25 protein-coding genes are annotated in these 26,789 nt (G+C 70.1%); 19 read left to right on the top strand and 6 right to left on the bottom strand.

Features of this window, described 5'->3' with window-relative positions; translation table 11 throughout:
- Window positions 1–16: 16 nt before the first annotated feature.
- Together JCR33_RS10310 and sucD are read left to right on the top strand one after the other, a co-directional pair.
- Complete coding sequence (locus JCR33_RS10310; protein ID WP_198881966.1) at window positions 17–475, top strand: RDD family protein; 459 nt, start codon at window positions 17–19, stop codon at window positions 473–475.
- Between the two features lie 158 nt (window positions 476–633).
- On the top strand, window positions 634–1,542 hold the full coding sequence (sucD, locus tag JCR33_RS10305) for a succinate--CoA ligase subunit alpha (protein WP_198881965.1): 909 nt from the start codon (window positions 634–636) through the stop codon (window positions 1,540–1,542).
- A gap of 61 nt (window positions 1,543–1,603) precedes the next feature.
- On the opposite strand, the gene JCR33_RS10300 is transcribed toward sucD, so the two are convergent.
- Window positions 1,604–2,236 (bottom strand): exopolysaccharide biosynthesis protein, encoded by a 633-nt coding sequence (locus JCR33_RS10300; RefSeq protein WP_198881964.1) that lies wholly within the window; start codon window positions 2,234–2,236, stop codon window positions 1,604–1,606.
- A gap of 105 nt (window positions 2,237–2,341) precedes the next feature.
- On the opposite strand from JCR33_RS10300, the gene JCR33_RS10295 reads away from it, so the two are divergent.
- From JCR33_RS10295 to lpdA, 8 genes are all read left to right on the top strand, one after another.
- The gene (locus JCR33_RS10295; RefSeq protein ID WP_198881963.1) at window positions 2,342–2,770 is read left to right on the top strand and encodes a DUF1810 domain-containing protein; all 429 of its coding nucleotides are present in this window, start codon (window positions 2,342–2,344) and stop codon (window positions 2,768–2,770) included.
- 104 nt (window positions 2,771–2,874) lie between these two features.
- A complete protein-coding gene (locus JCR33_RS10290; protein WP_198881962.1) occupies window positions 2,875–5,823 on the top strand; it encodes a 2-oxoglutarate dehydrogenase E1 component in 2,949 nt (982 codons plus the stop codon).
- Between the two features lie 152 nt (window positions 5,824–5,975).
- Window positions 5,976–7,514: a 2-oxoglutarate dehydrogenase complex dihydrolipoyllysine-residue succinyltransferase gene (gene odhB / locus JCR33_RS10285; RefSeq protein ID WP_198881961.1), complete on the top strand. Its 1,539-nt coding sequence runs from the start codon at window positions 5,976–5,978 to the stop codon at window positions 7,512–7,514.
- Window positions 7,515–7,532: 18 nt separating this feature from the next.
- Window positions 7,533–8,303 (top strand): sulfotransferase family 2 domain-containing protein, encoded by a 771-nt coding sequence (locus JCR33_RS10280; RefSeq protein ID WP_198881960.1) that lies wholly within the window; start codon window positions 7,533–7,535, stop codon window positions 8,301–8,303.
- A gap of 3 nt (window positions 8,304–8,306) precedes the next feature.
- Window positions 8,307–9,272, top strand: coding sequence for a hypothetical protein (locus JCR33_RS10275; protein WP_198881959.1), 966 nt, complete (start codon window positions 8,307–8,309; stop codon window positions 9,270–9,272).
- Entirely contained in the window at window positions 9,188–9,583 is a 396-nt protein-coding gene (locus tag JCR33_RS10270) for an MAPEG family protein (protein ID WP_198881958.1), read from the top strand. Before JCR33_RS10275 ends, JCR33_RS10270 begins: the two co-directional genes overlap by 85 nt.
- On the top strand, window positions 9,583–10,344 hold the full coding sequence (locus JCR33_RS10265) for an SDR family oxidoreductase (RefSeq protein WP_332461166.1): 762 nt from the start codon (window positions 9,583–9,585) through the stop codon (window positions 10,342–10,344). Before JCR33_RS10270 ends, JCR33_RS10265 begins: the two co-directional genes overlap by 1 nt.
- 110 nt (window positions 10,345–10,454) lie before the next feature.
- On the top strand, window positions 10,455–11,855 hold the full coding sequence (gene lpdA / locus JCR33_RS10260) for a dihydrolipoyl dehydrogenase (protein ID WP_198881956.1): 1,401 nt from the start codon (window positions 10,455–10,457) through the stop codon (window positions 11,853–11,855).
- A gap of 67 nt (window positions 11,856–11,922) precedes the next feature.
- On the opposite strand, the gene JCR33_RS10255 is transcribed toward lpdA, so the two are convergent.
- Entirely contained in the window at window positions 11,923–13,326 is a 1,404-nt protein-coding gene (locus JCR33_RS10255; RefSeq protein ID WP_198881955.1) for an ATP-binding protein, read from the bottom strand.
- A complete protein-coding gene (locus tag JCR33_RS10250; protein WP_198881954.1) occupies window positions 13,323–14,069 on the bottom strand; it encodes a response regulator in 747 nt (248 codons plus the stop codon). Before JCR33_RS10250 ends, JCR33_RS10255 begins: the two co-directional genes overlap by 4 nt.
- Window positions 14,070–14,249: 180 nt before the next feature.
- On the opposite strand from JCR33_RS10250, the gene JCR33_RS10245 reads away from it, so the two are divergent.
- The 9 genes from JCR33_RS10245 (at window position 14,250) to JCR33_RS10205 (ending at window position 23,020) form a co-directional block, all read left to right on the top strand.
- Window positions 14,250–14,891, top strand: coding sequence for an EF-hand domain-containing protein (locus JCR33_RS10245; RefSeq protein WP_198881953.1), 642 nt, complete (start codon window positions 14,250–14,252; stop codon window positions 14,889–14,891).
- A gap of 174 nt (window positions 14,892–15,065) precedes the next feature.
- Entirely contained in the window at window positions 15,066–16,553 is a 1,488-nt protein-coding gene (locus tag JCR33_RS10240; RefSeq protein ID WP_198881952.1) for a hypothetical protein, read from the top strand.
- Window positions 16,546–17,049 (top strand): hypothetical protein, encoded by a 504-nt coding sequence (locus JCR33_RS10235; RefSeq protein WP_198881951.1) that lies wholly within the window; start codon window positions 16,546–16,548, stop codon window positions 17,047–17,049. Before JCR33_RS10240 ends, JCR33_RS10235 begins: the two co-directional genes overlap by 8 nt.
- Before the next feature lie 98 nt (window positions 17,050–17,147).
- A complete protein-coding gene (locus JCR33_RS10230; RefSeq protein WP_198881950.1) occupies window positions 17,148–18,293 on the top strand; it encodes a hypothetical protein in 1,146 nt (381 codons plus the stop codon).
- Between the two features lies 1 nt (window position 18,294).
- Entirely contained in the window at window positions 18,295–18,852 is a 558-nt protein-coding gene (locus tag JCR33_RS10225) for a hypothetical protein (protein WP_198881949.1), read from the top strand.
- Window positions 18,853–18,915: 63 nt separating this feature from the next.
- Window positions 18,916–19,899, top strand: a complete 984-nt coding sequence (locus tag JCR33_RS10220) for an OmpA family protein (protein WP_198881948.1) — start codon at window positions 18,916–18,918, stop codon at window positions 19,897–19,899.
- An 88-nt stretch (window positions 19,900–19,987) separates the two neighbouring features.
- Complete coding sequence (locus JCR33_RS10215; RefSeq protein WP_198881947.1) at window positions 19,988–21,478, top strand: DUF4384 domain-containing protein; 1,491 nt, start codon at window positions 19,988–19,990, stop codon at window positions 21,476–21,478.
- Window positions 21,475–22,170 (top strand): OmpA family protein, encoded by a 696-nt coding sequence (locus JCR33_RS24950; RefSeq protein WP_332461160.1) that lies wholly within the window; start codon window positions 21,475–21,477, stop codon window positions 22,168–22,170. Before JCR33_RS10215 ends, JCR33_RS24950 begins: the two co-directional genes overlap by 4 nt.
- 73 nt (window positions 22,171–22,243) lie before the next feature.
- Complete coding sequence (locus JCR33_RS10205) at window positions 22,244–23,020, top strand: HpcH/HpaI aldolase family protein (RefSeq protein WP_198881946.1); 777 nt, start codon at window positions 22,244–22,246, stop codon at window positions 23,018–23,020.
- Between the two features lie 21 nt (window positions 23,021–23,041).
- Here the strand turns inward: JCR33_RS10205 and JCR33_RS10200 are convergent, their stop codons facing one another.
- The 3 genes from JCR33_RS10200 to xylB all read right to left on the bottom strand — a co-directional run bounded on the left by JCR33_RS10200 (window position 23,042) and on the right by xylB (window position 26,787).
- The gene (locus JCR33_RS10200) at window positions 23,042–23,923 is read right to left on the bottom strand and encodes a sulfotransferase family 2 domain-containing protein (RefSeq protein WP_198881945.1); all 882 of its coding nucleotides are present in this window, start codon (window positions 23,921–23,923) and stop codon (window positions 23,042–23,044) included.
- A 126-nt stretch (window positions 23,924–24,049) separates the two neighbouring features.
- Window positions 24,050–25,351: a xylose isomerase gene (gene xylA / locus JCR33_RS10195; protein WP_198881944.1), complete on the bottom strand. Its 1,302-nt coding sequence runs from the start codon at window positions 25,349–25,351 to the stop codon at window positions 24,050–24,052.
- The gene (gene xylB, locus JCR33_RS10190; protein ID WP_198881943.1) at window positions 25,348–26,787 is read right to left on the bottom strand and encodes a xylulokinase; all 1,440 of its coding nucleotides are present in this window, start codon (window positions 26,785–26,787) and stop codon (window positions 25,348–25,350) included. Before xylB ends, xylA begins: the two co-directional genes overlap by 4 nt.
- Window positions 26,788–26,789: the final 2 nt, after the last annotated feature.

The following is a 26,789-nucleotide window of genomic DNA, read 5'->3' as shown; positions in this document are numbered from 1 at the left end:
GCAGAGGGAGGGCGTGATGGCCTTCACCCATCCCGTCGCCGAGGTCGAATATGGCGGCTTCTGGCGCCGCCTCGTCGCCGCCGTCATCGACGGCATCCTGTTCTCGGCGATCTCGGTGCCGGCCGGCATCGCGGTCTACGGCGAGGACCGGATCTTCCCCGCCGGCCCCACCCTCGTGGAGGTGCCGGACAATTTCTGGATCGGCACTCTCCTGCCGCTCATCCTCACCGTGTTCTTCTGGGTCCGGTGGGCGGCGACACCGGGCAAGATGGTCATGAACCTCAAGGTGCTGCGCGCCGACGACGGCCGCTATGTCACGATGTGGCAGGGCGTCGGCCGCTACTGCGCCTATTTCATCTCCGCCTTCTTCTTCATGCTCGGCTTCATCTGGATCGCGTTCGACCGGCGCAAGCAAGGCTGGCACGACAAGCTGGCGGGCACCGTCGTGATCCATCAGCGTTCGGTCACACCGTGATGAGCGCTCCGATGCCGCCGTTCACCGCCTCTTCCTCACCCGCGTCCCGCCTTCCGGGGCGCGTCCCCCTCGCCTCCGCGCGGTTGAGCTCGGCGCACCTTTCGACTAGCGAAGGGTCGCGGCTCACCAAACCTCCCGCAGCCTGAAGAGATTTCGCAATGTCCATCCTCGTCGACAAAGATACCAAGGTCATCGTCCAAGGGCTGACGGGCCGCACCGGCACCTTCCACACGGAGCAGGCGCTCGCCTATCACGGCACGCAGATGGTCGCCGGCGTCCACCCCAAGAAGGGCGGCGAAACCTGGACGGGCGCCAACGGCACGGCGAAGCCGCTGCCGATCTTCGCCACCGTGGGCGAGGCGAAGGAGGCGACTGGCGCCACCGCCAGCGTCGTCTACGTGCCGCCCGCGGGCGCCGGCGCCGCCATCATCGAGGCGATCGAGGCGGAGATCCCGCTCATCGTCTGCATCACCGAGGGCATCCCGGTGATGGACATGGTCAAGGTGAAGGCCAAGCTCGACAAGTCCAACTCGCGTCTCCTCGGCCCCAACTGCCCCGGCGTCCTCACCCCCAACGAGTGCAAGATCGGCATCATGCCGGGCTCGATCTTCCGCGACGGGTCGGTGGGCATCGTGTCGCGTTCGGGCACCCTCACCTACGAGGCGGTGTTCCAGACCACCGCCGAGGGCCTCGGCCAGTCGACCGCGGTCGGCATCGGCGGCGACCCGGTGAAGGGCACCGAGTTCATCGACATGCTGGAGATGTTCCTCGCCGACGACGAGACGGAATCGATCATCATGATCGGCGAGATCGGCGGCTCGGCCGAGGAAGACGCCGCCCAGTTCCTCGCCGACGAGGCGAAGAAGGGCCGCAAGAAGCCGATGGTCGGCTTCATCGCCGGGCGCACCGCCCCTCCGGGCCGCACCATGGGTCACGCCGGCGCGGTGATCTCCGGCGGCAAGGGCGGCGCCGAGGACAAGATCGCGGCGATGGAGGCGGCCGGCATCAAGGTGTCGCCGTCGCCGGCGCAGCTCGGCAAGACGCTCGTGAAGGTGCTGAAGGGCTGACACCCCGCCCCATGGCGTCGCAGGCGGGCCCGCCGCCCGCCAGGCGGCGATGGACGGGCGCTCAGAAGATCGCGAGCACCGTCCCCAGCGTCGCGAGCGCCATCAGGTAGCCCACGAGGGCGAACACGCCGTCGTGGGCGATCAGCGCCAGGCCGAAGGCGACGATGCCGATCGCCGGCGCCGTCACCCCCCAGGGCACGAGCTCCAGCGGGAACATGACGACGGCGAGACACGCCGTCATCAGCTTCAGGAGGCTGCGGGCGAGGCGGCCCTCGGTCAGCACCGTCAGGCGTCGGGCGAGGAGACGATCCACCGGCCGCGTCCAGCGCCGGCCGGTCTCGAGCCCGTTCTGAAAGCTCTGGCGATCGACCCCGAGACGCCCCACCTTTCCCGGCAGACGCAGCGTGCCGCCGCCGATCAGCGAATGCACGATGACCGCCAGGATGAGCACGCTCACGACCATTGAAATTCCGGGCACCGCGCCGATCACGGGCAGTGCCGCCACGAGCCCCAGCATGGTGATGAGGACCCCGCTCGAGCGATCCTTGAACGCAGCGAGCACGTCGTTGAGGTGGACCTTCTCCCGCTCGCCGGCCGTGCCGAGGCGGTCGAGCACGTCGCCGAGCGAGTGCTCCTCCTGGCCGGCATGTGCCGCATCGGCAGGTGCTGCGCCGGCGTGTGTGGTGTTGGGCATTCCTTGCTCCGTGGCGCGTCGGGGCGGGAGCCGCCGGGCGGCCCGCCCCGCCATTCCAACGCCGCGACGGCGCGTCCGGTTCACGGCGCGCCCCGGAGGCCGACGATGAGCGACCCCTTCGACCTCGCCCGCTTCGTCGACGCGCAGCGGGGCGTGTTCGAGCGCGCCTGCGCCGAGCTCACCGCCGGCGCCAAGCGCACGCACTGGATGTGGTTCATTTTTCCGCAGCTTGCCGGTCTCGGCACCAGTCCGACCGCCCGCCACTACGCCATCCGCTCGCTCGAGGAGGCGACCGCCTACCGCGCCGACCCCGTCCTCGGACCGCGGCTCGTTGCCGCGACGCGTGCCGCGCTCGCCTCGGGCTTGCACGATGCACGCGCCCTCTTCGGCCCGCCCGACGACCTCAAGTTCGCCTCCTCGCTCACCCTGTTCGAGCGCACTCTTCCCGAGGAGCCTCTGTTTTCGCAGGCGCTCGATCGCTTCTTCGACGGCGAGCGGGACACCCGCACCCTCGCCCTCCTCGGTGCCGCATGACCGCGCTACGCCGCTTCCTGGCACCTGGGTTGCACGTTGCCGGTTCAGATTTCATCCCAAACCCCCTAGATTAGGGGTAGCGCACAACTCACGGACAGTCTGCCATGGCTCGCCAGGACGCGAACACCGCGTTTCTCAACTCCTCCTTCCTGTACGGCGGCAATGCCGAGTATCTCGAGCAGCTCTACGCCCAGTATCAGGCCGATCCCAACAGCGTAGACGCAGGCTGGCAGGCCTTCTTCGCCGAGTTGAAGGACGACCGGACCGCCGTCATCGCCGAAGCGAGCGCGCCGCGCTGGCAGCGGACGGACTGGCCCGTGCCGCTCAACGGCGAGCTGGTCTCCGCGATGGACGGCGACTGGCGCCCCATCGAGACCCGCGTGAAGGAGAAGGTCGCGCAGAAGGCGCAAGCGACCGGCGCCGATCTCTCCGCCGCCGACATCCAACGCGCCGCCCAGGATTCGGTGCGCGCCATCATGATGATCCGCGCCTACCGCATGCGCGGCCACTACCACGCCAAGCTCGACCCGCTCGGCATCACCGGGATGCGCGACCAGGAGCTCGCGCCCGCCGCCTACGGCTTCACCGAAGCCGACATGGACCGGCCGATCTTCATCGACCACATGCTGGGTCTGGAGTTCGCCACCGTGCGCCAGATGCTGGAGATCCTCCAGCGCACCTACTGCTCCACCCTCGGCGTGGAGTTCATGCACATCTCCGACGCGCAGGAGAAGAGCTGGCTGCAGGAGCGCATCGAGGGTCCCGACAAGGGCGTCGCCTTCACCCACGAGGGCAAGCGGGCGATCCTCAACAAGCTCGTCGAGGCGGAAGGCTTCGAGAAGTTCCTCGGCGTCAAGTACACCGGCACCAAGCGCTTCGGCCTCGACGGCGGCGAGTCGGTGATCCCGGCGCTCGAGCAGATCATCAAGCGCGGCGGCAATCTCGGGGTGAAGGACATCGCCATCGGCATGGCCCACCGCGGCCGCCTCAACGTGCTCGCCCAGGTGATGCACAAGCCGCTGCGCGCCATCTTCCACGAGTTCAAGGGCGGCTCCTTCAAGCCCGACGAGGTGGAAGGCTCCGGCGACGTGAAGTACCACCTCGGCGCCTCGTCCGACCGTGAGTTCGACGGCAACAGCGTGCACCTGTCGCTGACGGCCAACCCGTCGCACCTCGAGATCGTCGACCCCGTGGTGCTCGGCAAGGTCCGCGCCAAGCAGGACCAGCTGAACGACGTCGAGCGCACCCAGGTGATGCCGCTGCTGCTTCACGGCGACGCGGCCTTCGCCGGCCAGGGCGTGGTGGCGGAGTGCTTCGGCCTCTCCGGCCTCAAGGGCCATCGCACCGGCGGGTCGATCCACGTCATCGTCAACAACCAGATCGGCTTCACCACCAACCCGCACTTCTCGCGCTCCTCGCCCTACCCGTCGGACGTCGCGAAGATGATCGAGGCGCCGATCTTCCACGTGAACGGCGACGACCCGGAGGCGGTGGTGTACGCGGCGAAGGTGGCGACGGAATTCCGTCAGATGTTCCACAAGCCCGTGGTCATCGACATGTTCTGCTACCGCCGCTTCGGCCACAACGAGAGCGACGAGCCGGCGTTCACCCAGCCGAAGATGTACAAGATCATCCGCCAGCACCCGACGGCGCTGGAGATCTACGCCAAGCGCCTCGTCGACGAGGGCGAGCTGACGACCGACGAGGTCGAGCAGCGCAAGGCCGATTGGCGCAAGCACCTCGAGGACGAGTTCGAGGCGGGGCAGTCCTACCTGCCCAACAAGGCCGACTGGCTCGACGGCCGCTGGAAGGCGATCAAGCCGGCGAACGAGAGCGACGAGCCGCGCCGCGGCTCCACCGGCGTCGACATCGCCGACCTCAAGGAGATCGGCGAGAAGCTGACGACAGTGCCGGAGGGCTTCCACGTCCACCGCACCATCCAGCGCTTCCTCGACAACCGCCGCAAGGCGATGGAGACCGGCACCGGCATCGACTGGGCGACGGCGGAAGCGCTCGCCTTCGGCTCGCTGCTCAAGGACGGCTTCCCCGTCCGCCTCTCCGGCCAGGACGTCGAGCGCGGCACTTTCTCGCAGCGCCACTCGGTGCTCTACGATCAGGAGAGCGAGGAGCGCTACATCCCGCTCAACCATCTCGCGGACGATCAGTCGCGCTACGAGGTCATCAACTCGATGCTCTCCGAGGAGGCGGTGCTCGGCTTCGAGTACGGCTACTCCCTCGCCGAGCCGAACGCGCTCACCTGCTGGGAGGCCCAGTTCGGCGACTTCGCCAACGGCGCCCAGGTGGTGTTCGACCAGTTCATCTCCTCGGGCGAGCGCAAGTGGCTGCGCATGACGGGCCTCGTCTGCCTGCTGCCGCACGGCTACGAGGGGCAGGGGCCGGAGCACTCCTCGGCGCGCCTCGAGCGCTACCTCCAGCTCTGCGCGGAGGACAACATGCAGGTCGCCAACTGCTCGACCCCGGCGAACTACTTCCACATCCTGCGCCGCCAGCTGAAGCGGGAGGTGCGCAAGCCACTCATCCTGATGACGCCGAAGTCGCTGCTGCGCCACAAGCGCTGCGTGTCGACCCTCGAGGACATGGGCGCCCAGTCGACCTTCCACCGCGTGCTGCTCGACGACGCGCAGCTCGGCCGCGCCGGCGACTTCAAGCTCGCCGCCGACGACAAGATCCGCCGCGTCGTTGTCTGCTCCGGCAAGGTCTACTACGACCTCATCGAGGCGCGCGAGGCGGCCGGTGTCGACGACGTCTACCTGCTGCGCCTGGAACAGCTCTACCCGTTCCCCGCGAAGACCATCATCGGCGAGTTGAAGCGCTTCCCGAATGCCGAGCTCGCCTGGTGCCAGGAAGAGCCGGCCAACATGGGCGGCTGGACCTTCGTGCAGACCTACTTCGACTGGTGCCTGCAGCAGACGAAGATGCAGAACGACCGTCCGCGCTACATCGGCCGTCCGGCCGCCGCCTCGCCGGCCACCGGTCTCGCCAAGCGCCACCAGCAGCAGATGGAGGCGTTCCTCGAGCAGGCGTTCGCCTGAGCGATCGTCCCCGTTCGGTTGTGTTTGGCGTCTTGCCACGAGCAAGCGAACGGGTGCACAAGGCAATCGGCGCGGCGCCGTTGATACGGTGCCGCGCTTCAATCTCAAGTCACACCACCGCGACCTGACAGCAACCTTTTCGATAGAGCGCCATGACCGACATCCGCGTCCCCAATCTGGGCGAGTCCGTGACCGAAGCGACCATCTCGCAGTGGTTCAAGTCGCAGGGGGATGCGGTGACCGCCGACGAGCCCCTGCTGGAGCTCGAAACCGACAAGGTAACGGTCGAGGTCCCCGCCCCTGCAGCCGGCACCCTGTCCGAAATCACCGTCAAGGCCGGTGAGACGGTGGAGGTCGGCACCCTGCTCGGCCAGATCGCCGAGGGCGAAGGCGCCGCCGCCGCCAAGCCGGCCGAAAAGCCCGCCGCGGCGGCCGAAGCTGCGCCCGCCGAAGCCGCGCCCGCCCCTGCCGCCAACGGCTCGACCGGCGCCGCTCCCACCGAGGTGCGCGTGCCCGCGCTCGGCGAATCCGTCACCGAGGCGACCGTCTCGCAGATCCTCAAGAAGGAGGGCGACAGCGTCGCTGCCGACGAGCCCCTCGTCGAGCTCGAGACCGACAAGGTCAGCGTCGAGGTTCCCGCGCCCGTCGCCGGCACCATCGCGAGCCTCGCGGTCAAGGAAGGCGACACCGTCGAGGTCGGCGGCCTGATCGGCGCCATCGCCGGTGGTGCAGCGCCCGCGGCCAAGGCCGAGCCGGCGAAGGCCGCCGCCCCCGCTCCGGCGAAGAGCGGCGGCACCGGCATGCCGCCCGCGCCGTCCGCACAGAAGGCGCTGACCGAGGCCGGCCTCTCCGCCGACCAGGTGGAAGGCACCGGCAAGCGCGGTCAGGTGCTGAAGGGCGACGCGCTCGCCGCCATCGAGAAGGGCATCGCCGCCAAGGAGGCGCCCGCCCCCGCCAAGGCGCCGCGCGCGCCCTCGGCGACCGGGGATGCGGAGCGCGAAGAGCGCGTGACGATGACGCGCCTGCGCCGCACCATCGCCCGCCGCCTGAAGGACGCCCAGAACACCGCCGCCATGCTGACCACGTTCAACGACGTGGACATGAGCGCCGTGATGGACCTGCGCAAGCAGTACAAGGACACGTTCGAGAAGAAGCATGGCGTGAAGCTCGGCTTCATGGCCTTCTTCTCCAAGGCCTGCGTGCAGGCGCTGAAGGACGTGCCGGCCGTCAACGCCGAGATCGACGGCGACGACCTGATCTACAAGAACTACTACCACCTCGGCATCGCCGTCGGCACCGACAAGGGCCTCGTGGTGCCCGTGGTGCGCGACGCGGACGAGCTCTCCTTCGCCGGCATCGAGAAGACCATCGCGGACTTCGGCAAGCGCGCCCGCGACGGCCAGCTCAAGCTCGACGAGATGCAGGGCGGCACGTTCACCATCACCAACGGCGGCATCTACGGCTCGCTGATGTCGACGCCCATCCTCAACGCGCCGCAGTCGGGCATTCTCGGCATGCACCGCATCGAACAGCGCCCCGTCGCCATCGGCGGTGAGGTGAAGATCCGCCCGATGATGTACCTCGCCCTCAGCTACGATCACCGCATCGTCGACGGCAAGGAAGCGGTGACCTTCCTGGTGCGGGTGAAGGAAGCCATCGAGGATCCGCAGCGCCTTCTGCTCGACCTCTAAGTACCGGACGCTGCCCCTTTGCTCGCCAAAGACGAACGCCTTGTGTTCCTGCACCTTCCCAAATGTGCAGGAACATCGCTTCACGCCCTGCTGTCGAACTTCTTCAAGCCGGACGAAATCTGCCCACATCGCGGCGACGTCATCACCACGGTGAACGCCGAGACCCTGCGGCGCTACAAGTTCTTCTCCGGCCACTTCACCAAGTTCGGCGTCGACGCGATTCCCGGCCCGAAGCGCGTCATCACGGTGCTGCGCGATCCCTATCAGCGCATCCTGTCGCTCTACTATTTCTGGCGCTCCCACCGGCCGGACGTGATCGAGCGCGACAACCTCAAGGGGCCGCGTGCGGCGCGCGAGCTGGGGCTGCTCGACTTCCTCAAGAGCAATCGGCCCGAGGTGGTCGCCAACATCAACAACACGCTGACCCGCTCGCTGCTCGGCCCCATTCACCTCAGCCAGAGCGCGGGCTATCGTCTGCGCAACGTGAATTACGCGGTCGAGACGGCGATGCTCAACCTGCAGCGCTTCAACTTCGTCGCCTTCGCCGACACGATGGACGAGGACGTCCCCCTCCTCCTGTCGATCCTCGGCTTTCCGAGCGTCGACGAGATCCCCCGCCTCAACACCTTCGACAAGCTGAAGGACGCCGCCGGCCTCGAAGCCGTCGAGCGCGAGGAGATCACGCCGGAGATCAACGCCGCGCTCGAGTCGATCATCACGCTCGACCGCCCGTTCTTCGCCCGGGCCCAGAGGATGCGCCACACCCTGCGCTGCCCCTATCCGAACTAGGTCATGGCCGAGCCGCCGCTCCCTCGCACGCCGCAGAAGCGGCCTCCCCCGCCCCCTGCCGAGCGGCCCCTCCTCATCTACGTGCACATCCAGAAGACGGCGGGCACGTCGATGCGGGAGTTCCTGAACCAGCTCCTCGGCAAGAAGAACATCTTCTGGCACGGTGAGACCGGCTCGCTCGCCGATCTCTTCGCCGACGGGGGCGAGGCCGCGCTGCGGCGCTACACGCTGATCGGCGGCCACTTCAGCGCCCGCCACCCCGCGCTCCAGGCGCTGGAGAAGCCGCATCTCTTCCTGTCGATGATGCGCGAGCCGACCCAGCAGATCCTCTCCCATTTCGCCTACGTCGACAGTCGGCCCGAAAACGCTCTGCACAGCGATCGCGACATCGCCGCGACCCTCGCCGATCCGACGCACCCCTTCACCGAGTTCTCCAAGAGCGCCCAGTGCCGCATGCTGACGGGCCGCACGAAGGCGGCTCCCGCGGAGCGCGTCATTCGCCGCGGCCCCTATCTCATCGGTTGCGTCGAGCGCTTCGACGATTTCCTCAACGCCATCGACGAGACGGTGAGGCCGCTCGGCGCGCTCAAGCCCAAGCATCTCAACATGCAGCGGGCGGAGACGCGCGACAAGCTCGGCACGCCCGAAGTGCTCGACCTCATCGCCCCTCTCGCCGCCGAGGATGCGGTCCTCCACCGCAAGGTGATGGACGATGGCGTGATCATCGGCGATGTTCGGCATGTTCGCCGTTGGCGCCAGCGCCAGGAGAGGCAAGCCCACCGCCCCGCCGCCAAGACCACACCACCCGCCGCCACCCAGACCCCAGCCCCGACCACCGCCGACGCCGCACCGCCCCCAGCGGCCGCCCCGGAAGGAGACACGCCATGCCCGTCGAACTCCGCTGCGTCGCCCTCGCAGGGCTTCTGGTCCTCGCTCAGATCCTTCTGGCGGCGGCGCCCAAATTCCTGACCTACGGCGTCAAGTGGGCTTCGAGCGCACGCGACACGACGCCGGACGGCCTCTCGCTCCGTGGCCAGCGCCTCGAGCGAGCCCATCGCAACCTCATGGAGACCTTCCCGGTCTTCGCCGCGGCCGCCATCGGCGTCGTCGTGGCCGGGGTCAGCTCCGCCGTCACGGAGACGGCGGCGGCGGTGTGGGTCCTCGCCCGCGTGCTTTATGTGCCGGCCTACGTGTTTCATGTCCGCCACGTGCGGCCGCTGGTGTGGGGCGTCGCCTTGCTCGCCCTCGTCGTGCTGCTCGCGGCGCTGATCGGAGGGTAATCGTGACGAAGGGTGTCTGCCTCATCACCGGAGGCTCGCGCGGGATCGGCGCGGCGGCGGCCAGGATGGCCGGCGCCCGCGGCTGGGACGTGCTCATCAACTACAACGCCAACGCCGCCGCGGCCGAGGCCGTCGCCGAGGACGTGCGCCGCAGCGGCGCCCGCGCCGAGATCGTCGCCGGCGACGTCGCCACCGAGGCCGGTATCATGGCGACCTACGAGGCCGTCGACCGCTTCGGCTCGCTCACCGCGCTCGTCAACAACGCCGGCATCGGCGATCAGGTGGGCGACATCACCACCTTCTCCTTCGACCGGGTCGACCGCATCGTCCGCCTCAACGTCACCGGCGCGATCATCGTCGCCCGCGAGGCGGTGAAGCGGATGGCCACCCGCTTCGGCGGCAAGGGCGGCTCCATCATCAACATCTCGTCCTCGGCGGCGAAGCTCGGCGGCAACGACCAGTTCGTCGACTACTCCGCCACCAAGGGGGCCATCGACACCTTCACCGTCGGCCTCGCCCTCGAGTGGGTGAAGGACGGCATCCGCGTCAACGCCGTCCGCCCCGGCGTGATCGACACCGACTTTCACAGCAATGTCGGCGTGCCCGACCGGCCGGCGACCGTCGGCCCGCAGCAGCCGCTCGGCCGCGCCGGCACGCCGGAAGAGGTCGCCGAGGCCATCATGTGGCTGATGTCGGACGCCTCGTCCTACACCGTCGGCGCCATCATCGAGGTCTCGGGCGGACGCAGCATCGTTCCCTGAGGCGAGCCGGGCGGTACGAGGCTGACTGCCCCGCACGGACCAAGGGTTGACCCCGCGCCCGTCTGCCGTCACCTCACACACACGAAACACGCGAAATACTGGAGCACACGATGGCAGCCTATGACGTGGTGGTGATCGGGACCGGCCCCGGCGGCTATGTGGCCGCGGTGCGGGCCGCCCAGCTCGGTCTCAAGACGGCTGTCGTGGAAAAGTGGCCGACCCTCGGCGGCACCTGCCTCAACGTGGGCTGCATCCCGTCCAAGGCGCTGCTCCACGCCTCCGAGCTCTACGAGGAGGCCGGTCACGGCTTCGCCGACATGGGCATCGGCGTGAGCCCCACCCTCGACCTCAAGAAGATGCTCGCCTTCAAGGACGAGGGCGTCGACGGCAACGTCAAGGGCGTCGACTACCTCATGAAGAAGAACAAGATCGACGTGCACCGCGGCGTCGGCTCCATCCTCGGCAAGGGTAAGGTGAAGGTCACCCCGGAGAAGGGCGAGCCGACCGAGCTCGAGACCAAGAACATCATCATCGCCAGCGGCTCCGACATCGTCCGCCTTCCCAACATCGAGATCGACGAGAAGCGCGTCGTCTCCTCCACCGGCGCGCTGTCGCTGCCGGAGGTGCCGAAGAAGCTCATCCTCATCGGCGGTGGGGTGATCGGCCTCGAGCTCGGCTCCGTGTGGCGCCGGCTCGGCTCGGAGGTGACCGTGGTCGAATTCCTCGACCGCATCCTGCCCACCGAGGACGGCGAGGTGTCGCGCCAGTTCGAGCGCATCCTCAAGAAGCAGGGCATGACCTTCCGCCTCAAGTCGAAGGTCACCGGCGTCGACGCCTCGGGCAAGACGCTGAAGGTCTCCATCGAGCCCGCCGCCGGCGGCGATGCGGAGACGCTCGAGGCCGACGTGGTGCTCGTCGCCATCGGCCGCCGCCCCTACACCGAGGGCCTCGGCCTCCAGGAAGCCGGCATCGAGACCGACGAGAAGGGCCGCGTGAAGGTCGACGACCACTTCCGCACCAACGTCGAAGGCATCTACGCGATCGGCGACGTGATCGCCGGGCCGATGCTCGCCCACAAGGCCGAGGACGAGGGCGTCGCCGCGGCCGAGATCATCGCCGGTCAGGCCGGCCACGTGAACTACGGCGCCATCCCGGCGGTGGTCTACACCTACCCCGAGGTCGCCTCCGTGGGCCGCACCGAAGAGGCGCTCAAGGCCGACGGCATCAAGTACAAGGTCGGCAAGTTCCCCTTCACCGCCAACGGGCGTGCCAAGGTGAACCGCACCACCGACGGCTTCGTGAAGATCCTCGCCGACGCCAAGACCGACCGCGTGCTCGGCGTCCACATCATCGGCCCCGACGCCGGCACCATGATCTCCGAGGTGACCCTCGGCATGGAGTTCGGCGCCGCGGCGGAGGACATCGCCCGCACCTGCCACCCCCACCCGACCCTGTCGGAAGCGGTCAAGGAAGCCGCCCTCGCCGCCGGCAACGGCGCGATCCACATGTAGGCGCTGCGCCGTCGACGCAAAAAGAGCGCGGAGCGATCCGCGCTTTTTTTTGTGCCTCGCCCGCCGCTCACTCCGCGGCGGCGGACGGCCCCGCCCGTCGGCGCCGCGGCCGGTGACGCGGCAGCGTCACGGTGGCGATCAGCCCGTGCGGCGGCCGGTTGGCGAGGCTCGCCGTGCCGCCATGGGCCTGCACGATGGCGCGCGTGATCGAAAGGCCGAGCCCCACCCCGCCGGTGTCTTCGCTGCGCGACTCCTCCAGCCGGCGGAAGGGCTCGAACACCTCTTCGAGCCGCTCCTCGGGAATGCCCGGACCGGTGTCCTCCACCGTCACCACCACGTGGTCGCGCTCCGGCACAAGGCGCACCACCGCCCCCCCGGCGTAGCGGCGCGCATTGCCGGTGAGATTGCCGAAGGCCCGCGACAACGCCACCCGCCGCCCCTCGATGACGAACGTGTCGGGCCCCTCGTAGCGCACCGTCTCGTCGGCGAGGCCGGCGAGCACGTCGGCGAGGTCGACCGCCTCGGCCTTCTCCGTCTCCGCCCCGATGCGACCCCATTCGAGCAGCCCCTCGGCCATCACGCGCATCTCGTCGAGGGTGCGCACCATCGCCTCGCGCTCGCCGTCCTCCAGCATCTCGGCGCGGATCCTCAGCGAGGTGATCGGCGTGCGCAGGTCGTGCCCCACCGCGGCGATGGTGCGGGCGCGCTCCGCGTCGAAGGCGGCGATGCGCTCCTGCATGTTGTTGAACGCCTCGGCTGCGCGCCGCACCTCGCGCGCACCGGTCACCGGCACGCGGGCGTCGCGGTCGCCGTAGCCGGCTCGCTCGGCCGCCACGCCGAGCGCGGCGAGCGGACGCGTCAGCCGCCGGATGAACCACAGCCCCACGCCGAGGACGCTCACCAGCGACAGGACCAGCGCGAAGAGCACGGCCCGGCTGACGAGGAGCGGCGGTCCCCCCGGCGGCTGCGGCCGCACATTGAGCCACTCCCCGCCCGAAAGCGGCAGCGAGGCGATGAGCCTCGGGCCGTGCCGGTCCGGCGGGCCCCGCCGGTCGCGCCGGCGCCCTTCGTGGCGCGGGTCCCCCGCGTCGTCGTCCTCGCCCACGAGGCTGACGCGCACGCCGACATCGCCCTCGCCGAGCGCGTCCTCGAACATCGCCGTGACGCGGCGGGCGAAGCGGTCCCGCCCCGGGGTCGTCACCGCGGGTGTGTCGTCCACCGACACCCTGAGCCAGGGCGTGTCGACGGCGTCGGCGATCTTGTCGCGCTGTTCCGGCGGCACTTCGGAGAGGGCCGAGGCGAGCGCGGCCACGCGCTCCACCTGCGCCCCCCGGCGCGCCTCGCGCACCATCCGCACCCGCTCGGCGTTGAGGAGCAGGATCGCCACCAGGTTGGCGACGATGATCGCCCCCGCCAGGAGCAGCGCGAACTGCCCCATCAGGCTCTGCGGCAGGAAGCGGCGCAGGGTCACGACGGGTCGCCGGCCGGATCGGCCGTCTCGCCGCCGCCGTCCAGCCCCTCCACGTCGGCGGCGAGGCGGTATCCGCCGCCCCACTCCGTCACGATGATCGCCGGCTGCTTCGGGTCCGCCTCGATCTTGCGCCGCAGCCGGCTCACTTGATTGTCGATCGCCCGATCGTAGGGCTTCGCCTCCCGCCCGGCGGTGAGGTCGAGGAGTTGATCGCGCGTCAACACCTGCCGCGGACGGTCGAGGAGCACGCCGAGCAAGCGGTTCTCGCCGGAGGTGAGGGACACCTTGTCGCCGTCCTTTTCGAGGGTGCGCTGATCGGGGTCGTGCACGAAGCCGGCGAAGCGGCGCAGGCCGCTCGCGACCGTCGGCGGCGTGGGCGGCACGCGCCGCAACACCGCCCGGATGCGCGCCAACAGCTCCCGCGGGTTGAACGGCTTCACCACGTAGTCGTCGGCGCCGATCTCGAGCCCGACGATGCGGTCGGCGTCCTCCACCATCGCGGTCAGGAGGATCACCGGCGGCCCGCCACGGCCGGCAAGCCAGCGGCAGAAGGACAGCCCGTCCTCTCCCGGCATCATGATGTCGAGCACGACGAGGTCGATGGCACCGTTCTGCACGACCTCGCGGGCGCGCGCGGCGTCGGCGGCAAGGCTCACGCGGTGGCCGTGCTTCTTGAGGTAGGTGCCGAGCGGCTCGCGAATGTCGCGCGCGTCGTCGACGACGAGGATGTGCGGTTCGGTCATGACCCTGATGTACCCGCTTTCTCGGCACTTTTCCGGGGACTTTGTCGCAATCTGTGTCAGCCCGGTGCCCTGTGACGGCCGGCGACAATCGCGCCCGGCGCCGACACACATCGCCGACCGCCATCGACTACCTCTCGGGTCAGGCGAACACGACACGCCGCCAACGAAAAGGATACTTCGATGACGAAGCCCATCACGATGACTGCCCTCGTCGCCGGCACCATCCTCGCCGGAGCCATGGGTGCCCATGCGCTGACCGTCGGCCCGGCGGCGGCTCCCGCGACCAACTCCGACGTTCAGTCCGTGCAGTTCGACGGCCCGCCCCGTGGCCCCGGCGGTCCGCGCGGGATGGGTCCCGGCGGGATGGGCCCCATGGGTCCCGGCGGTCCCTTGATGATGATGATGCGCGACGCCGACACCAACGAAGACGGCGCCCTCACCCAGGACGAGGTCGACGCCTTCCTCGCCGAGAAGTTCGCCATCGGCGACACCGACGGTGACGGCGAGGTGACGCTCAAGGACTTCGAGGCCATCTGGCTCGACCTCACCCGCCCGATGATGGTGCGCACCTTCCAGATGCTCGACGAGGACGGCAGCGCCGTCATCACCACCGAGGAGCTCGACAAGCGCTTCGGCAACGTCGTGCAGCACCTCGACCGCAACGACGACGGCAAGCTCGATCGGGCCGATCGCCGGCACGCTCGCGGCGAGCGCGGCGGCCGCCACGGCTTCCGCAAGCACGACCGCGGCGGCTGCGAGCGCCCCGATGGTCCGCGTGGCCCCGGCGGCCCGCGCGGCCCCCGTCCCGAACAGGCCGAGTAATGCCCTGCCGCCCGGCTTCGGCCGGGCGGCCCCCCTCTTCGATGCCCACGCGGGGCACGGGCGACGAAACGTCCGTGCCCCTCATCCAACAAAGTCGGCACAGAGCACGGCCAGCGACTTGATCCGGCCGGGCCGCTGTGCGGGTATGGCGGCGTATCCAACGATGGCCCGCCGATGAAGCTCCGCTACTGGTCCGACGTCGCCCAGCGCGAATTCGCCGCCCTCTTCGAGGACCGCGACTATTCCCGCCCCTTCGTCGACGCCGTGGCCGACGCGATCATCCGCGGCTGGCCGCCGAACCGCGACAAGCCGCTGTGGGCGCTCGCCCTCCTCGTCGCCGCCCTCGCCGCGACGCGGCCCGAGGGTCGGCCGGATCCGGCCGCGAGCCTCGACGTCCTCACCCTCTCGCCGACCGAGATCCTCCACCGCCTTCTCACCGCCGAGGGTCCGCGCGAGGGCGCCCTCGCCATCCACCCGGGCGGCACCAAGGTGCGTCTCGTCGCCTACGAGGCGAGCCTCGTCGCCGGGCGCACCCGCATCGCCATCCTGAAGAAGCTCGTGGAGTTCCTGATCGCCGCCGACGGCTTCGCCCATGCGGCCGAAGTGATGGCGATCCTCGATACCCTCGCCGACCCCGCCACCTTCGACGAGCCCGCCTTCCGCGGCGCCGTGCGCGCCCTCTCGCGCCGCCTTTACGACTATCGAAAGGCCCACATCGCCGAAGGCCACGCCACCTCGGGCTTCGAGTACGTCAAGAGAAAGCTCGGCCACATCCGCGAGCCCGCCGACGACGATCTGCTCGACCTTTGGCGGGCCGAGGACAATCAGCACTTCGTCACCTACCGCATGGCGCTGCAGACGGCCTTCGCCTTCCTGTCGATGCGCCGCGAGATGGAGGAGCGCGGCCACCTCGCCGCCTCCGCATCGGTCGACGAGCCGGGCGTCGAGCGCATCCTCGCCGCCCCCGTCGACGGCGAGGACGACGCCGAGGACGGCCCGGCCGGCGCCGTCTCCGCCCTCGGCTTCGCCCCCGTCCTCGCCGACGCGTCGGAGGAGACCCCCTTCGCCGGACTGAAGTCCTCCGCCCTCAAGACCTACACCCAGGCCGAGTTCGACTTCTGCGACCTCGTCGTCTCCGCCTGGCCGCACGGCGAGCGCTACACCCTGTCGCTCCTGCGTCTCCTCGCCTTCCACCCGATCCAGTCTGGCCTTTCCAACTCTCTGCGCACGGGCCGCTCCAAAGTGCCCCTCGAAACGCGGGTGACGTGCGTGGAAGCTATGACCTATCGGGACATCGACGCCCGCGTCGCGACCCTTGCGGAGAAGACGGCGGGCTGGCTCGCCGTGGGCGTGTCGCTCGCGACGCCCGACAGCCAGTCCGAGCGGGTCGCCGCGATCCGCGCCCAGGGCGTCGCGATCCTCTCGCGCACCCGCTCCAAGAGCTTCGACGTCCCGCGCGAGGCGCTTGCCGCCCGCTTCGCGGCAATGAGCGAAGATCTCGTCGCCCTCGCCCGGCTCCTCGGTGCCGTCCGCGGCGCCATCGCCAAGGTGGAGCGGCCGCCCGATCCCCACCCGCTCGATCCGACCTTCGCCGACGATCGCAACGTCTTCGCCGCCGAGTTCGCCCGCCGCTATCTCGCCGGAGAGCGTGCCCATGGCTGATCCGTTGGAAGCCGCCATCTCCGACCGCATCGCCGCCCTCTCCCTCGCCGACGAAGCGCTTGCTGCGGATGCCGCCGGCACCATCGGCACGGCGGAGATCGTGCGCCGCGCCACCTCCCGCGAGGCGTTCGAGGGGATCGCCACCGTCCCCATCGGCGCGCTCGCTCTCTACCGGCGGCTACGCGCGGCGAGCGCGCTCGCCGCCTCGCCCGTCGCCTACGCCGCGGCCACCTCCACCGACCAGCGCCGCATGGTGGGCGAGGTGGAGGTACGCACGGCCTCGGAGGAAGGGGTGACGTGGCTCATCCTCACCCTCGCCGCCGGCGCGGTGCCCACCATGATGGAGCTTCTCGCCGCCGACGGCCGCACCGCCCGCCTCGTTCTCGACGAGCCGGTCGACGGCGTCATCCAGATGGGTCTCGCAGCCGCCGATCCCATCTCCGCCCCCGCCGTCGCCCTGCTGCAGCACCCCTCCACCGCCATCTTCCTCATCTGACGCGTCGTCCCCATCCGACGGCGGAGAATCGGCCGATCCGGCTCGCCCCGCACGCCCCACCCGCTATGATGGGCGTAGTGAAACCCGTGGCTGCTACCGTGTCCGATCCTCCGCCGAGCCCATCACCCAACGCCGACAGCGCGCGGGGGCCGACCGTCGCCGTGCTGGTGCCCACCACGGGCAGCGTCGCCGTGGTCGCCTCGCTGGAGGAAAAGCCCCACCTCGGTCGCAGCACGGTCACCGGGGTCGGCGACTTCCGCGCCTTCCCCATCGAGAAGGACTACCACCGCCTCGTCGACGGCCCGCTGCGCGCGCTCGGCGGGAGCGCCCACCACACCCACCTCACCCTCACCGCGAGGGTCGAGGACGGGCGGAGCTGGGAGCTCCCCATCCTCATCGCCCATCGGGCCGTCCAACACGGCGCCCGCCTCGTCGCCGACGTCGCGACGGCCGATCTCGTCATCTTCGCGACCGGCTCGGTCGACGGGGCGCTCAACCCGATCGGCCACGCGGAATTCCTCACCCAGAAGATCACCAACGCCGCCCCCCTCCTCGCCACGATGAAGCCCGGGGCACGCGCCCTTCTCATTCTCGGCCCGCCCGCCGCGGCCACCGACCTCGCCACCCTGGAGGCGGCGGCCCACTCCATCCCTGGTTCCCTCACCGCAACCCTCTCCCGCTTCGACGAGCTCGACCACCTGCTCAGCGAGCGCATCGGTGCGCCGCCCGCACCACCCTCGCCGCCGGTGCCCGGCCGCGTCCTCTGGGGGCTCGGCATCGCCGTCGCCGTGATCCTCGTCGCCGGCGCGATCGGCTTTGGGGTCTCCACTCTCCTGTCGAAGGACCCCGTTCCCAGAGGCAACCCCTTTGACATGATGGCCATCGAACAGCTCCACGCCCCCGATCGCGACGCCTGCATCGACGCCCAGATGGCGGGCTACGGGCTCGCCACGCAGCGTCTGGTGCGCCATGCCGACGGCTTCCACGTACCCGCGAGCCCCACGACGTGCGCCCTGCGGTTCGTCAACACCGGCACCGAGCCCATCGAGATCAGCCTCGACAACGGCTTCGCCGGCAGCGTGATCCGCGGCGACACGCCCATCGGCCGACCGCTGCGCCTCATCAACGGCACCTCCTACGAGCTGGTCTTCCGCCGCGCGCCGCTCGGGCGCGAGAGCGTCGTCACCGTCGCGGCGCCCGGCCGCGTCGGACGCCTGCCCATCACCTTCGCCGCCGGAGAATGACATGAGGCTCGCCGCTCCCCTCGTTCTCGCCCTCGCCCTCCTCGGCGCTTCGCTTCCCGCCATGGCGCAGACCGACACGCTCAACGCGATCCTCAACCCTTCCGCGGCGAGCGAAGTGCCGGGCGACCCCTCGCGCGAGGCCTTCCCGGTGACGGACGAGCCGATCAGCGCCATCCGCATCATCACCGGGCGGCCGCTGCCCGGCGACAGCTGCCGCGAGGCGCTGTTCGAAGCCCGCCCGCTCCTGCGCACCCGCTGGGAGGCGGACGCGGGCGGCAGCCTCACCCTGCCGCTCTCCGATCTCTGCCTCATCGAGTTCCGCAACGACGCCAGCGACCGCGCCATCGAGGTGCGCATCGGCGAGGATCTCGCGGCCCTTGCGATCAGCGCCGATCAGCGCCTCTTCCGCGGCCTCGTCCTGGTGCCCAACCAGACCACGGCGATCCCCATCCGCCCCCTCGCGGTCGGCGAGCTGAAGGTCAGCGTCGATGTCCTCTGGGCGAGCCCCGGCGCACCGGGCGGCGTGCAGAATTTCGTCCTCACCCTCGCCGGATCCTGACGGAAACCTCTCTCCCCCCTCCACCTCCCGAGAGGTGGGCCGATCGCGGCCCGAGAGGAGGAGATGATGAAAATACTGCGCTCCGGCGCCGCCGCGCTCGTTCTGCTGCTTCCCGTCGCCGCCCTCGCCGGCGAACCGGGCCCCGAGCCCGACCCCATCACCGAAATGCCCGCCGAGATGGCGGAGCCGATGCCCGCGACAACGTCCGCGACGACGCCCGAGCAGATGGCCGAGCATATGGCGGAGCCGATGCCCGACGCCGCCATCGTGGCGATGATCACCGACGCACTCGCCCCCGCCGGCCCCGCCGCGCGGCGCGACCCGGCCTACCGCGACGGCATCGCGCACCTGGAGCTGCCGATGCGCCCGCGCATCGCGGCGAGCACCGCCTACGATCCGGCCGAGACCATCGTCACCCGCCGCTTCGTGCTCAACTACAACCACAGCCGCGACTTCGCGGTGCAGTTCCCGTTCGACAGCTTCACCCTCACCCCCGCCGCCATGACCGTGCTCGACCGTCTCGGCGAGGCGCTGACGTCGCCCGCGCTCGCCACGTCGCGCTACCTCATCGGCGGCCACACCGACGCCCCGGGCGCGCCGGACTACAATCAGTGGCTTTCGGAGCGCCGCGCCGCCGCGGTGCGTGCCTACCTCATCGAGCGCTTCCGGATCCCGCCGCACCGGCTGGTCGCCGTCGGCTTCGGCGAGGATGTGCCGCTCGACCCCTCCGCCGGTGCGAGCCCGCGCAACCGCCGCGTCGAGGTGACGTTGATCGAACCCGCCGACGACGTGCCTCTCGCCCGCGAATATCGTGCACCGGTGCGCGTCGTCGTCACCCACCGCAACGTCGTCTGCGACAGCGCACCCGTCGCCCTCACCGACCCGCGCCCGCGTCGTCACGATCTCGACGACTTCGGCAGCCCCCGCACGCCCGTCGATTGCGCCGCCGTGCACCGCACCGGCCCCGCCTGGCGGCCGGGTCCCACCTGGCGGCGCACCATGGTGCGCCCGAGCGACGCGGCGACCATCAATCGGGCTCTCGACTGAGCCGAGGCCGGCGCGCTCGCCTTGCCCTGCGCGCCGGTCTCGGCCAACCATGGAGCGCCCCGCGGTTCAGCCTCAACGGAGCGATCGGATGCGTCGCCGCCTCGTCCTCGCGCTAGTCACCTTCGCCCTCTCTCTCGGCCCGGCCCGCGGGCAGGCGCCCGACGCGACGCAGAACCTCGAGACGGCGTTCGCGCCGATCGTCCGCCGCATGGCGCTCGACCTCAACGCCTGCGTGCCGGGCGGCGGCGACCGCACCCAGGAGGTGCTGCTCATCGGCGCTCCGGTGTTCGATCGCCATCTCGACCCGAGCGACCGCGCCGCGATCAACGCCGCCGCCGGTGTGGTGGTGAACGCCATCCCGGGCTGGCGCGCCAACCCGATCGAGATGACCGCAATCCTTCCCTCGATCCTGACCGGCGGCGAGACCGCCCGGCGCGCGCTCGCCGCCACCCTCGAAGCGCGCTACGACGCGCCCATCGTCCTGTCCATCGACACCGCCCGGCCCGCCGCCGACACGCTGAAGCTCCACCTCTCGCTCCTCGGTCGCGACGGGGCGGGAACCTACGGCTGCACCGCCGCCGCCACGCTCGATCTCGACGCCACCACCTTCGCCCGCCGCGCCGCCGGCCCGGCGACGGGGATCGACTATCTCGACCTGCGCGGCGCCCTCACCGACGCCCTCACCGCCATGGCGGGCGCCTTCGGTGGCGCCTCCCGTCTCCATCTCGCGACCGACGGCAGCGCCCTCGCCGACGGCTGCGCCCTCAAGGCGAGCCTCGCCGACATCGCGACCACCACGCTCTTCGCCCTGAAGCGCGAAGGACTCGCGCTCGGCCCCTCCTGGCCCGACCTCGCCGCCTCTCCCGCGGACGGCCCGCTTACTGCCGACGCACTGCGCCTTCTCCTCCTCGTGCGCCCCGCCTCGCCCGATCCGCGCGACGTCGAGGTGGTGATGCGCCTCACCGATGCCGCCGGCACCGTCCGCCATGCCGTGCGCTACGACGTGCTCCTGCCGGCGGCCCGCGCCGAGGGCTGCACGGCCCCCCCTCCGCCAGAACCGGAGCCGGCCGCCGAACCCCTCGCCGCCGCCGAGCGGGCGCCGCCCGAGGCGAGCCCCATCGCACCCGCCGCCGCGGCGTCGGAGCGGCCGGAAGATCCGCGGTTCGCCCTGTTCGCCGCCAAGGAGACTTTCCACCCCGGCGAGCCGGTGGAACTCACACTCATCCCGCCGGTCGACTGCAAGCTCACCCTCATCAACGTCGACGACAGCGGCCGAAGCTGCGTGGTTGTGCCGACGCCGGGCCTCGACGACATCACCCTCGCCGCCGGCACGCCCTACCGCTTTCCCCCGGCTCCCGCGACGTTCAGCTTTCCCGACCCGGGCCGCGAGCGCTTCATCGCCCTCTGCAACGCCGATCCCACGGCGATCGCCACCGAGCGGACGATGACCGAGCCGGTCTCCTGCGCCGCTGAGGGCACGCCGCCCGAGCGCTACGAGGAGAGCGTCCTCGAGCTCGGCGTTCTCTCGCTCAACGGCCCCGTCATCCGGCGCAGCCTCACCCTGGAGATCGCGCCGTGAGGCGTGCCCTTCTCGCCGCCGCGCTCAGCCTCGCCCTCGGCCCGGCCGCCGCCCAGTCCCTCCTCGGCGACGACGCCATCTGGGGCGATCCGGAGATCAGCCTTCCCGGCGAGGCTCTCGCCACGCCGCCGCTCGCCCGCTGCCTCGCCGATCCGGCCGACTGGCAAAGCTGTGCCGCCGCCAATCAGGAGATGACCGACGGGGGCCTGGAGGCGACCGGCCCCCACGTCCTCGAGACCGGCGTCCTGCGGCTCGGCCCCAGCGAGGCGCGCGCCGACATCGGCAGCCCGCCGAGCCCGGAACCCGCGCTGCCCGTCGTCGAAGCCGACATCTTCTTTCTGTTCGATTCGGCGGACTTCGCCCCCGGCGAGAGCGCCAAGCTCGACCGCTTCGCCGTCGCCCTCGAGGATCCTGCGGCGGCGGCCGTCACCTTCCTCGTCCTCGGCCACACCGACGCCAAGGGCAGCGCGGCCTACAACTGCGCCCTCTCCGCCCGCCGCGCGGATGCCCTCGCCGCCGCCCTCGCCGAGCGCGGGGTGGCCGCCGGTCGGCTCGTCGCGATCGGCGTGGGCGAGGCGCTCCCTCGCAACGCCGCCGATCCCACCGCCGCCGAAAACCGCCGCGTCGCCTTCGCCCCGCTCAAGGCGGCCGACGCCGACCGCATCGTGCGCCTCGCCCGCCTCTGCCCCTGAGCGTGCGTCCAGCGCCCGGCGTGCTAGAAGTGTCTGGACAAGAAATGCCGCCCCGAGGCGGCAGGGAGGATGCGTGATCAAAAACAAGCTGAAGCTCGCCTGGGCCGATGGGCGCGGCACCCTCAACGGATGGCTGTCGATCGGCAACCCGTTCACCGCCGAGATCATGGCCGAGCAGGGCTACGACAGCCTCACCGTCGACCTGCAGCACGGCGCGCTCGACTATTCCAACCTCTTGCCGATGTTCCAGGCGATCCGCGGCAGCGGCGTCGTGCCCCTCGCGCGCGTGCCCTGGAACGAGCCCGGCATCATCACGAAGGCGCTCGACGCCGGCGCCTACGGCATCATCTGCCCGATGGTGAACAGCCGTGCAGAGGCCGAAGCGCTCGTCTCCTCCGTCCGCTATCCGCCGCGTGGCGCCCGCAGCTTCGGGCCGACCCGCGTCGCCTTCGCCGCCGGCCCCGACTACGCCTCGGAGGCGAACGACGAGATCGTCTGCTTCGCCATGGTGGAGACCGCCGAGGCGGTGGCGAACCTTGCCGAGATCGTCGCCACCCCCGGCCTCGACGGCGTCTATATCGGCCCCGCCGACCTCACCCTCGGCGTGACCGCGGGCCGCCTGCCGCCGGGCTTCGACCGCGAGGAGGAGGAGATGGTGGAGGTGATCCAGTCGATCCTCGCCGCCGCGAAGGGGGCCGGAATCCGCGCCGCCCTCCACTGCGGCGTCGCCGACTATGCGGCGAAGGCGATCGGCTGGGGCTTCAACATGACCACCATCGGCAGCGACGCCCGCCTGATGGCCGGCGCCGCCGCGGCGAGCGTCAAGCGCGCCCGCGAGCTGATCGGCTGACCAACCCGGGACCGGCGGGGCTCAGCCCGCCCATCCCTTCCGCGCCGGCACCGTGTCGTCGTAGCCGAAGGTCTCGAAGTCCTTGGCATAGATCGTCCGCACCAGCTCGACCGCCTTCGGCGACTGGTAGAAGTCCGGCACTTTGCGCACCTTCATTTTGTTCCGCTTGAAGCGTCGCGTGTCGATCTTCTCCGACACCTCCAGGGCCTCGCACACGTCCGCCACGAATTTCGGCATATCTTCCACGCGCCCGATCACGTCAGGTCGGTAGATCTCCGGCTGAATATGCTCGGTCTGAGGCAACCAGTGAGCATCCAGCTCATGGGGCGCATAATTCTCACGCATATAGTGCACATACTCCAAGAACATCTCGTAGCCGCGCACCGTGTCAATGTCCTTCCCCCAGTTGAACCCCGTGACAACGTTGAAGCGGATGCGCTCTTTCAATAAGCGCGCATCCCCCACCCGATGGCTGTTGCAGAAATAGAGAAAGCTCGACACCGTCCGCGTGAATGGATTGCGTACCGTCGCAATGCTCACACCCGGAAACTGCAAAAATGCGTTGGGGCCCTCGCTCCTCAGCTCGCTCGCGCACGCCAGGAGTCCGCTCTGCCGCAGTTGAAATATGGCGAACTCGGGATGCTGGTTGGAATGCTCCTTGTAAGCCGTCGTAAAATCGGAGCCGAACTCAATGCGAAACAGCAGATGAAGGGTGAGCGTATTCCCCGTCTTGCCGTTGAGTTGATAACGCCAGCGCCGTGACACCGGGAACTGCACCAACGAAAAATAACGTCGGGCGGTCGGCCGTGTCGGGAACACGTCCGGATTCGCGTCAATAAACGCCTTGGTGAAATCGACTTCGTTGGTGGCACTGCGCGACTCCGTAAAGAATAGATTCTCCATATAACCTCCGATAATCGACTATTGATAAAGCGCGAGCCCAGCCTAGCCGACACCTATGGTGTCCACTCGACTTTCTGAGCTCTCAAATTAATGCGGGCAATACATATGCCACTCCCGCCAAACCCGTCAGACGAAGCGGTTGACGAGGTTCTCCAGCCGCTCCTGCTGACCCGAAACCGGGCGGGGGGAAACGTTCTCCGTCGCGACCAGGTCGGCGATGGCGTCGAGCGGGGATGCCAGCATCCGCTCGGCCCAGGGCATCTGCCAGCCGCGGTAGCGGGCCGCGACGGCCTCGGCGAGGCTGCCGTCCGCGAGCATCGCCGCCGCCGCGATGAGGCCGCGGGCGCAGACGTCCATCGCGCCGACGTGCGCCGCCACGAGGTCGGCCGGATCGAGCGACTGGCGGCGCAGCTTGGCGTCGAAGTTGGTGCCACCCGTGGTGAATCCGCCCGCCTTCAGGATCTCGTAGTAGGCGAGCGCCACCTCCGGCACGTTGTTGGGGAACTGGTCGGTATCCCAGCCGGACTGGTAGTCGTTGCGGTTCATGTCGATGGAGCCGAACACGCCGAGCGCCGTGGCGAGGGCGATCTCGTGCTCGAACGAGTGGCCGGCGAGGATCGCATGCCCCTGCTCGATGTTGACCTTCACCTCGCCCTCGAGCCCGTACGCCTTCAGGAAGCCGTAGACCGTCGCGACGTCGTGGTCGTACTGGTGCTTGGTCGGCTCCTGCGGCTTCGGCTCCACCAGGATGGTGCCCGCGAAGCCGATCTTGTGCTTGTACTCCACCACCATCGACAGGAAGCGGCCCATCTGGTCCATCTCCCGCTTCAGATCGGTGTTGAGCAGCGTCTCGTAGCCCTCGCGCCCACCCCACAGGACGTAGTTCTCACCGCCCAGCCGGTGGGTCGCGTCCATACAGGTCTTCACCGTCGCGGCGGCATAGGCGAACACCTCGGGATCGGGGTTGGTCGCCGCCCCCGCCATGTAGCGGCGATGGGAGAAGAGGTTCGCCGTCCCCCACAGGAGGCGCGTCGCCGACGTCTCCATCTTGCGGGCGAACACGTCGACGATCTCTTCGAGGTTGCGCGTCGTCTCGGCGAAGGACGCCCCCTCCGGCCGCACGTCGGCATCGTGGAAGCAGAAGAAGGGCACGCCCAGAAGGTCGAAGAGCTCGAACGCCACGTCCGCCTTCAGCCGCGCGTCCTCCATGGTGTCGCCGAACCACGGCCGCTCGAAGGTCTGACCGCCGAACGGATCGCCCCCCTGCCAGGCGAAGGAATGCCAGTAGGCGACGGCGAAGCGAAGATGATCCTCGAGGCGCTTGCCGAGCACCACGCGGTCGGGGTCGTAGTGGCGGTAGGCGAGGTCGCCGTCCCCGTCGGGGCCCTTGTAGGTCACGGGAGCGATACCGTCGAAGAAGGCGGTCATGTGAGGCCTTTCAGCGCGAGATAGAGAGACTGGTAGCGCCGGTGGGCCGCCGCGAAGGCGTCCTCCAGGGCGTTGTCGGGATGGAACGTGTCGGCGATCGTCGGGGGTGTGGCGATCTCGGCGCCCGCGCCGGTCGCCGCCATCATGGCGAGCCGCGCCGCGCCGAAGGCCGCCCCGAAGTCGCCCGCCACGGGCCGGTCGATCGGGATCGCGAGCACCGTCGCCATCAGCTTCAGCCAGTAGTCGGAGCGGCCGCCGCCACCGACCGCGATCGCCCGCTCGAGGCGCGTGCCGGTGCGCGCCAGCGCGTCGCGGCAATCGGCGACGGCGTAGGCGACGCCTTCGAGGACGGCACGGGTCGCGGCGGCCCGGTCGGTCTCGTGGGCGAGCCCCACCAGGGCGCCGCGCACGGCGGCGTCGTTGTGCGGCGTCCGCTCGCCGCCGAGATAGGGCAGGAACATCGCCCGCCCCGGCGGCTCGAGCGGGCCGAGCCCGGCGGTGAGCGTGGCCGCGTCCTCGCCGACGAGGGCGGCGTACCAGTTGAGCGCGTCGGTGGCGGCGAGGATCACCCCCATCTGGTGCCAGGTGCCGGGCAGCGCATGGCAGAAGCTGTGCACCGCCGTCTCCGGCGCCGGCCGATAGCCCGGCGAGGGGGCGAACAGCACCCCGGACGTGCCGAGCGACAGGAACGCCTCACCCGGCCGGATCACGCCCATGCCGACGGCCGCCGCCGCGTTGTCGCCGGCGCCGCCGGCGACGGGCGTGCCCCGCCTGAGCCCGAAGCGGTCGGCGACCCCGTCGCGCAGCCCGCCCGACACCGCCGAGCCCTCGACGAGCGCGGGCATCTGCGAGCGGTCGAGCCCCGTCGCGGCGAGGAGCGGCTCGGACCACGTCCGTGCGCCGGTGTCGAGCCAGCTCGTCCCGGCCGCGTCGGAGGGCTCCGACACCGCCTCCCCCGTCAGCCAGAGGCGCAGGTAGTCCTTCGGCAGGAGCACCAGGGCGACGGCGTCGAAGATCGCGGGCTCGTGCGCCTTCACCCATCGCAGCTTAGGAGCGGTGAAGCCCGGAAAGACGATGTTGCCGGTGATCGCCCGAAAGTTCGGATCATCGTCGAGCGCGGCCGCCTCGGCACTCGCTCGGGTGTCGTTCCACAGGATCGCCGGCCGCAGCACGCGGTGGTCCGCGTCGAGGAGCACCGCCCCGTGCATCTGCCCGGAAAGGCCGATCCCCGCCACCCCGTCGAGCGGTACCTTCTCCGCGAGCACGGCGAGCACCATCTCGGCGGCGGCGATCCAGTCCGCCGGCGTCTGCTCCGACCACCCGGGATGAGGACGGGCGACCGACAGCGGCGCCAGCGCCTCCGCCACCACCTGCTGCCGCTCGTCGATCAGAACGCCCTTCAGCCCCGACGTGCCGAGGTCGAGCCCCAGGAACATGG

This window comes from Acuticoccus mangrovi, from assembly GCF_016411865.1.
Classification (GTDB): domain Bacteria; phylum Pseudomonadota; class Alphaproteobacteria; order Rhizobiales; family Amorphaceae; genus Acuticoccus; species Acuticoccus mangrovi.
Note: the sequence above shows the minus strand (reverse complement) of the source record. Positions and strands in the feature narration are given on the sequence as shown.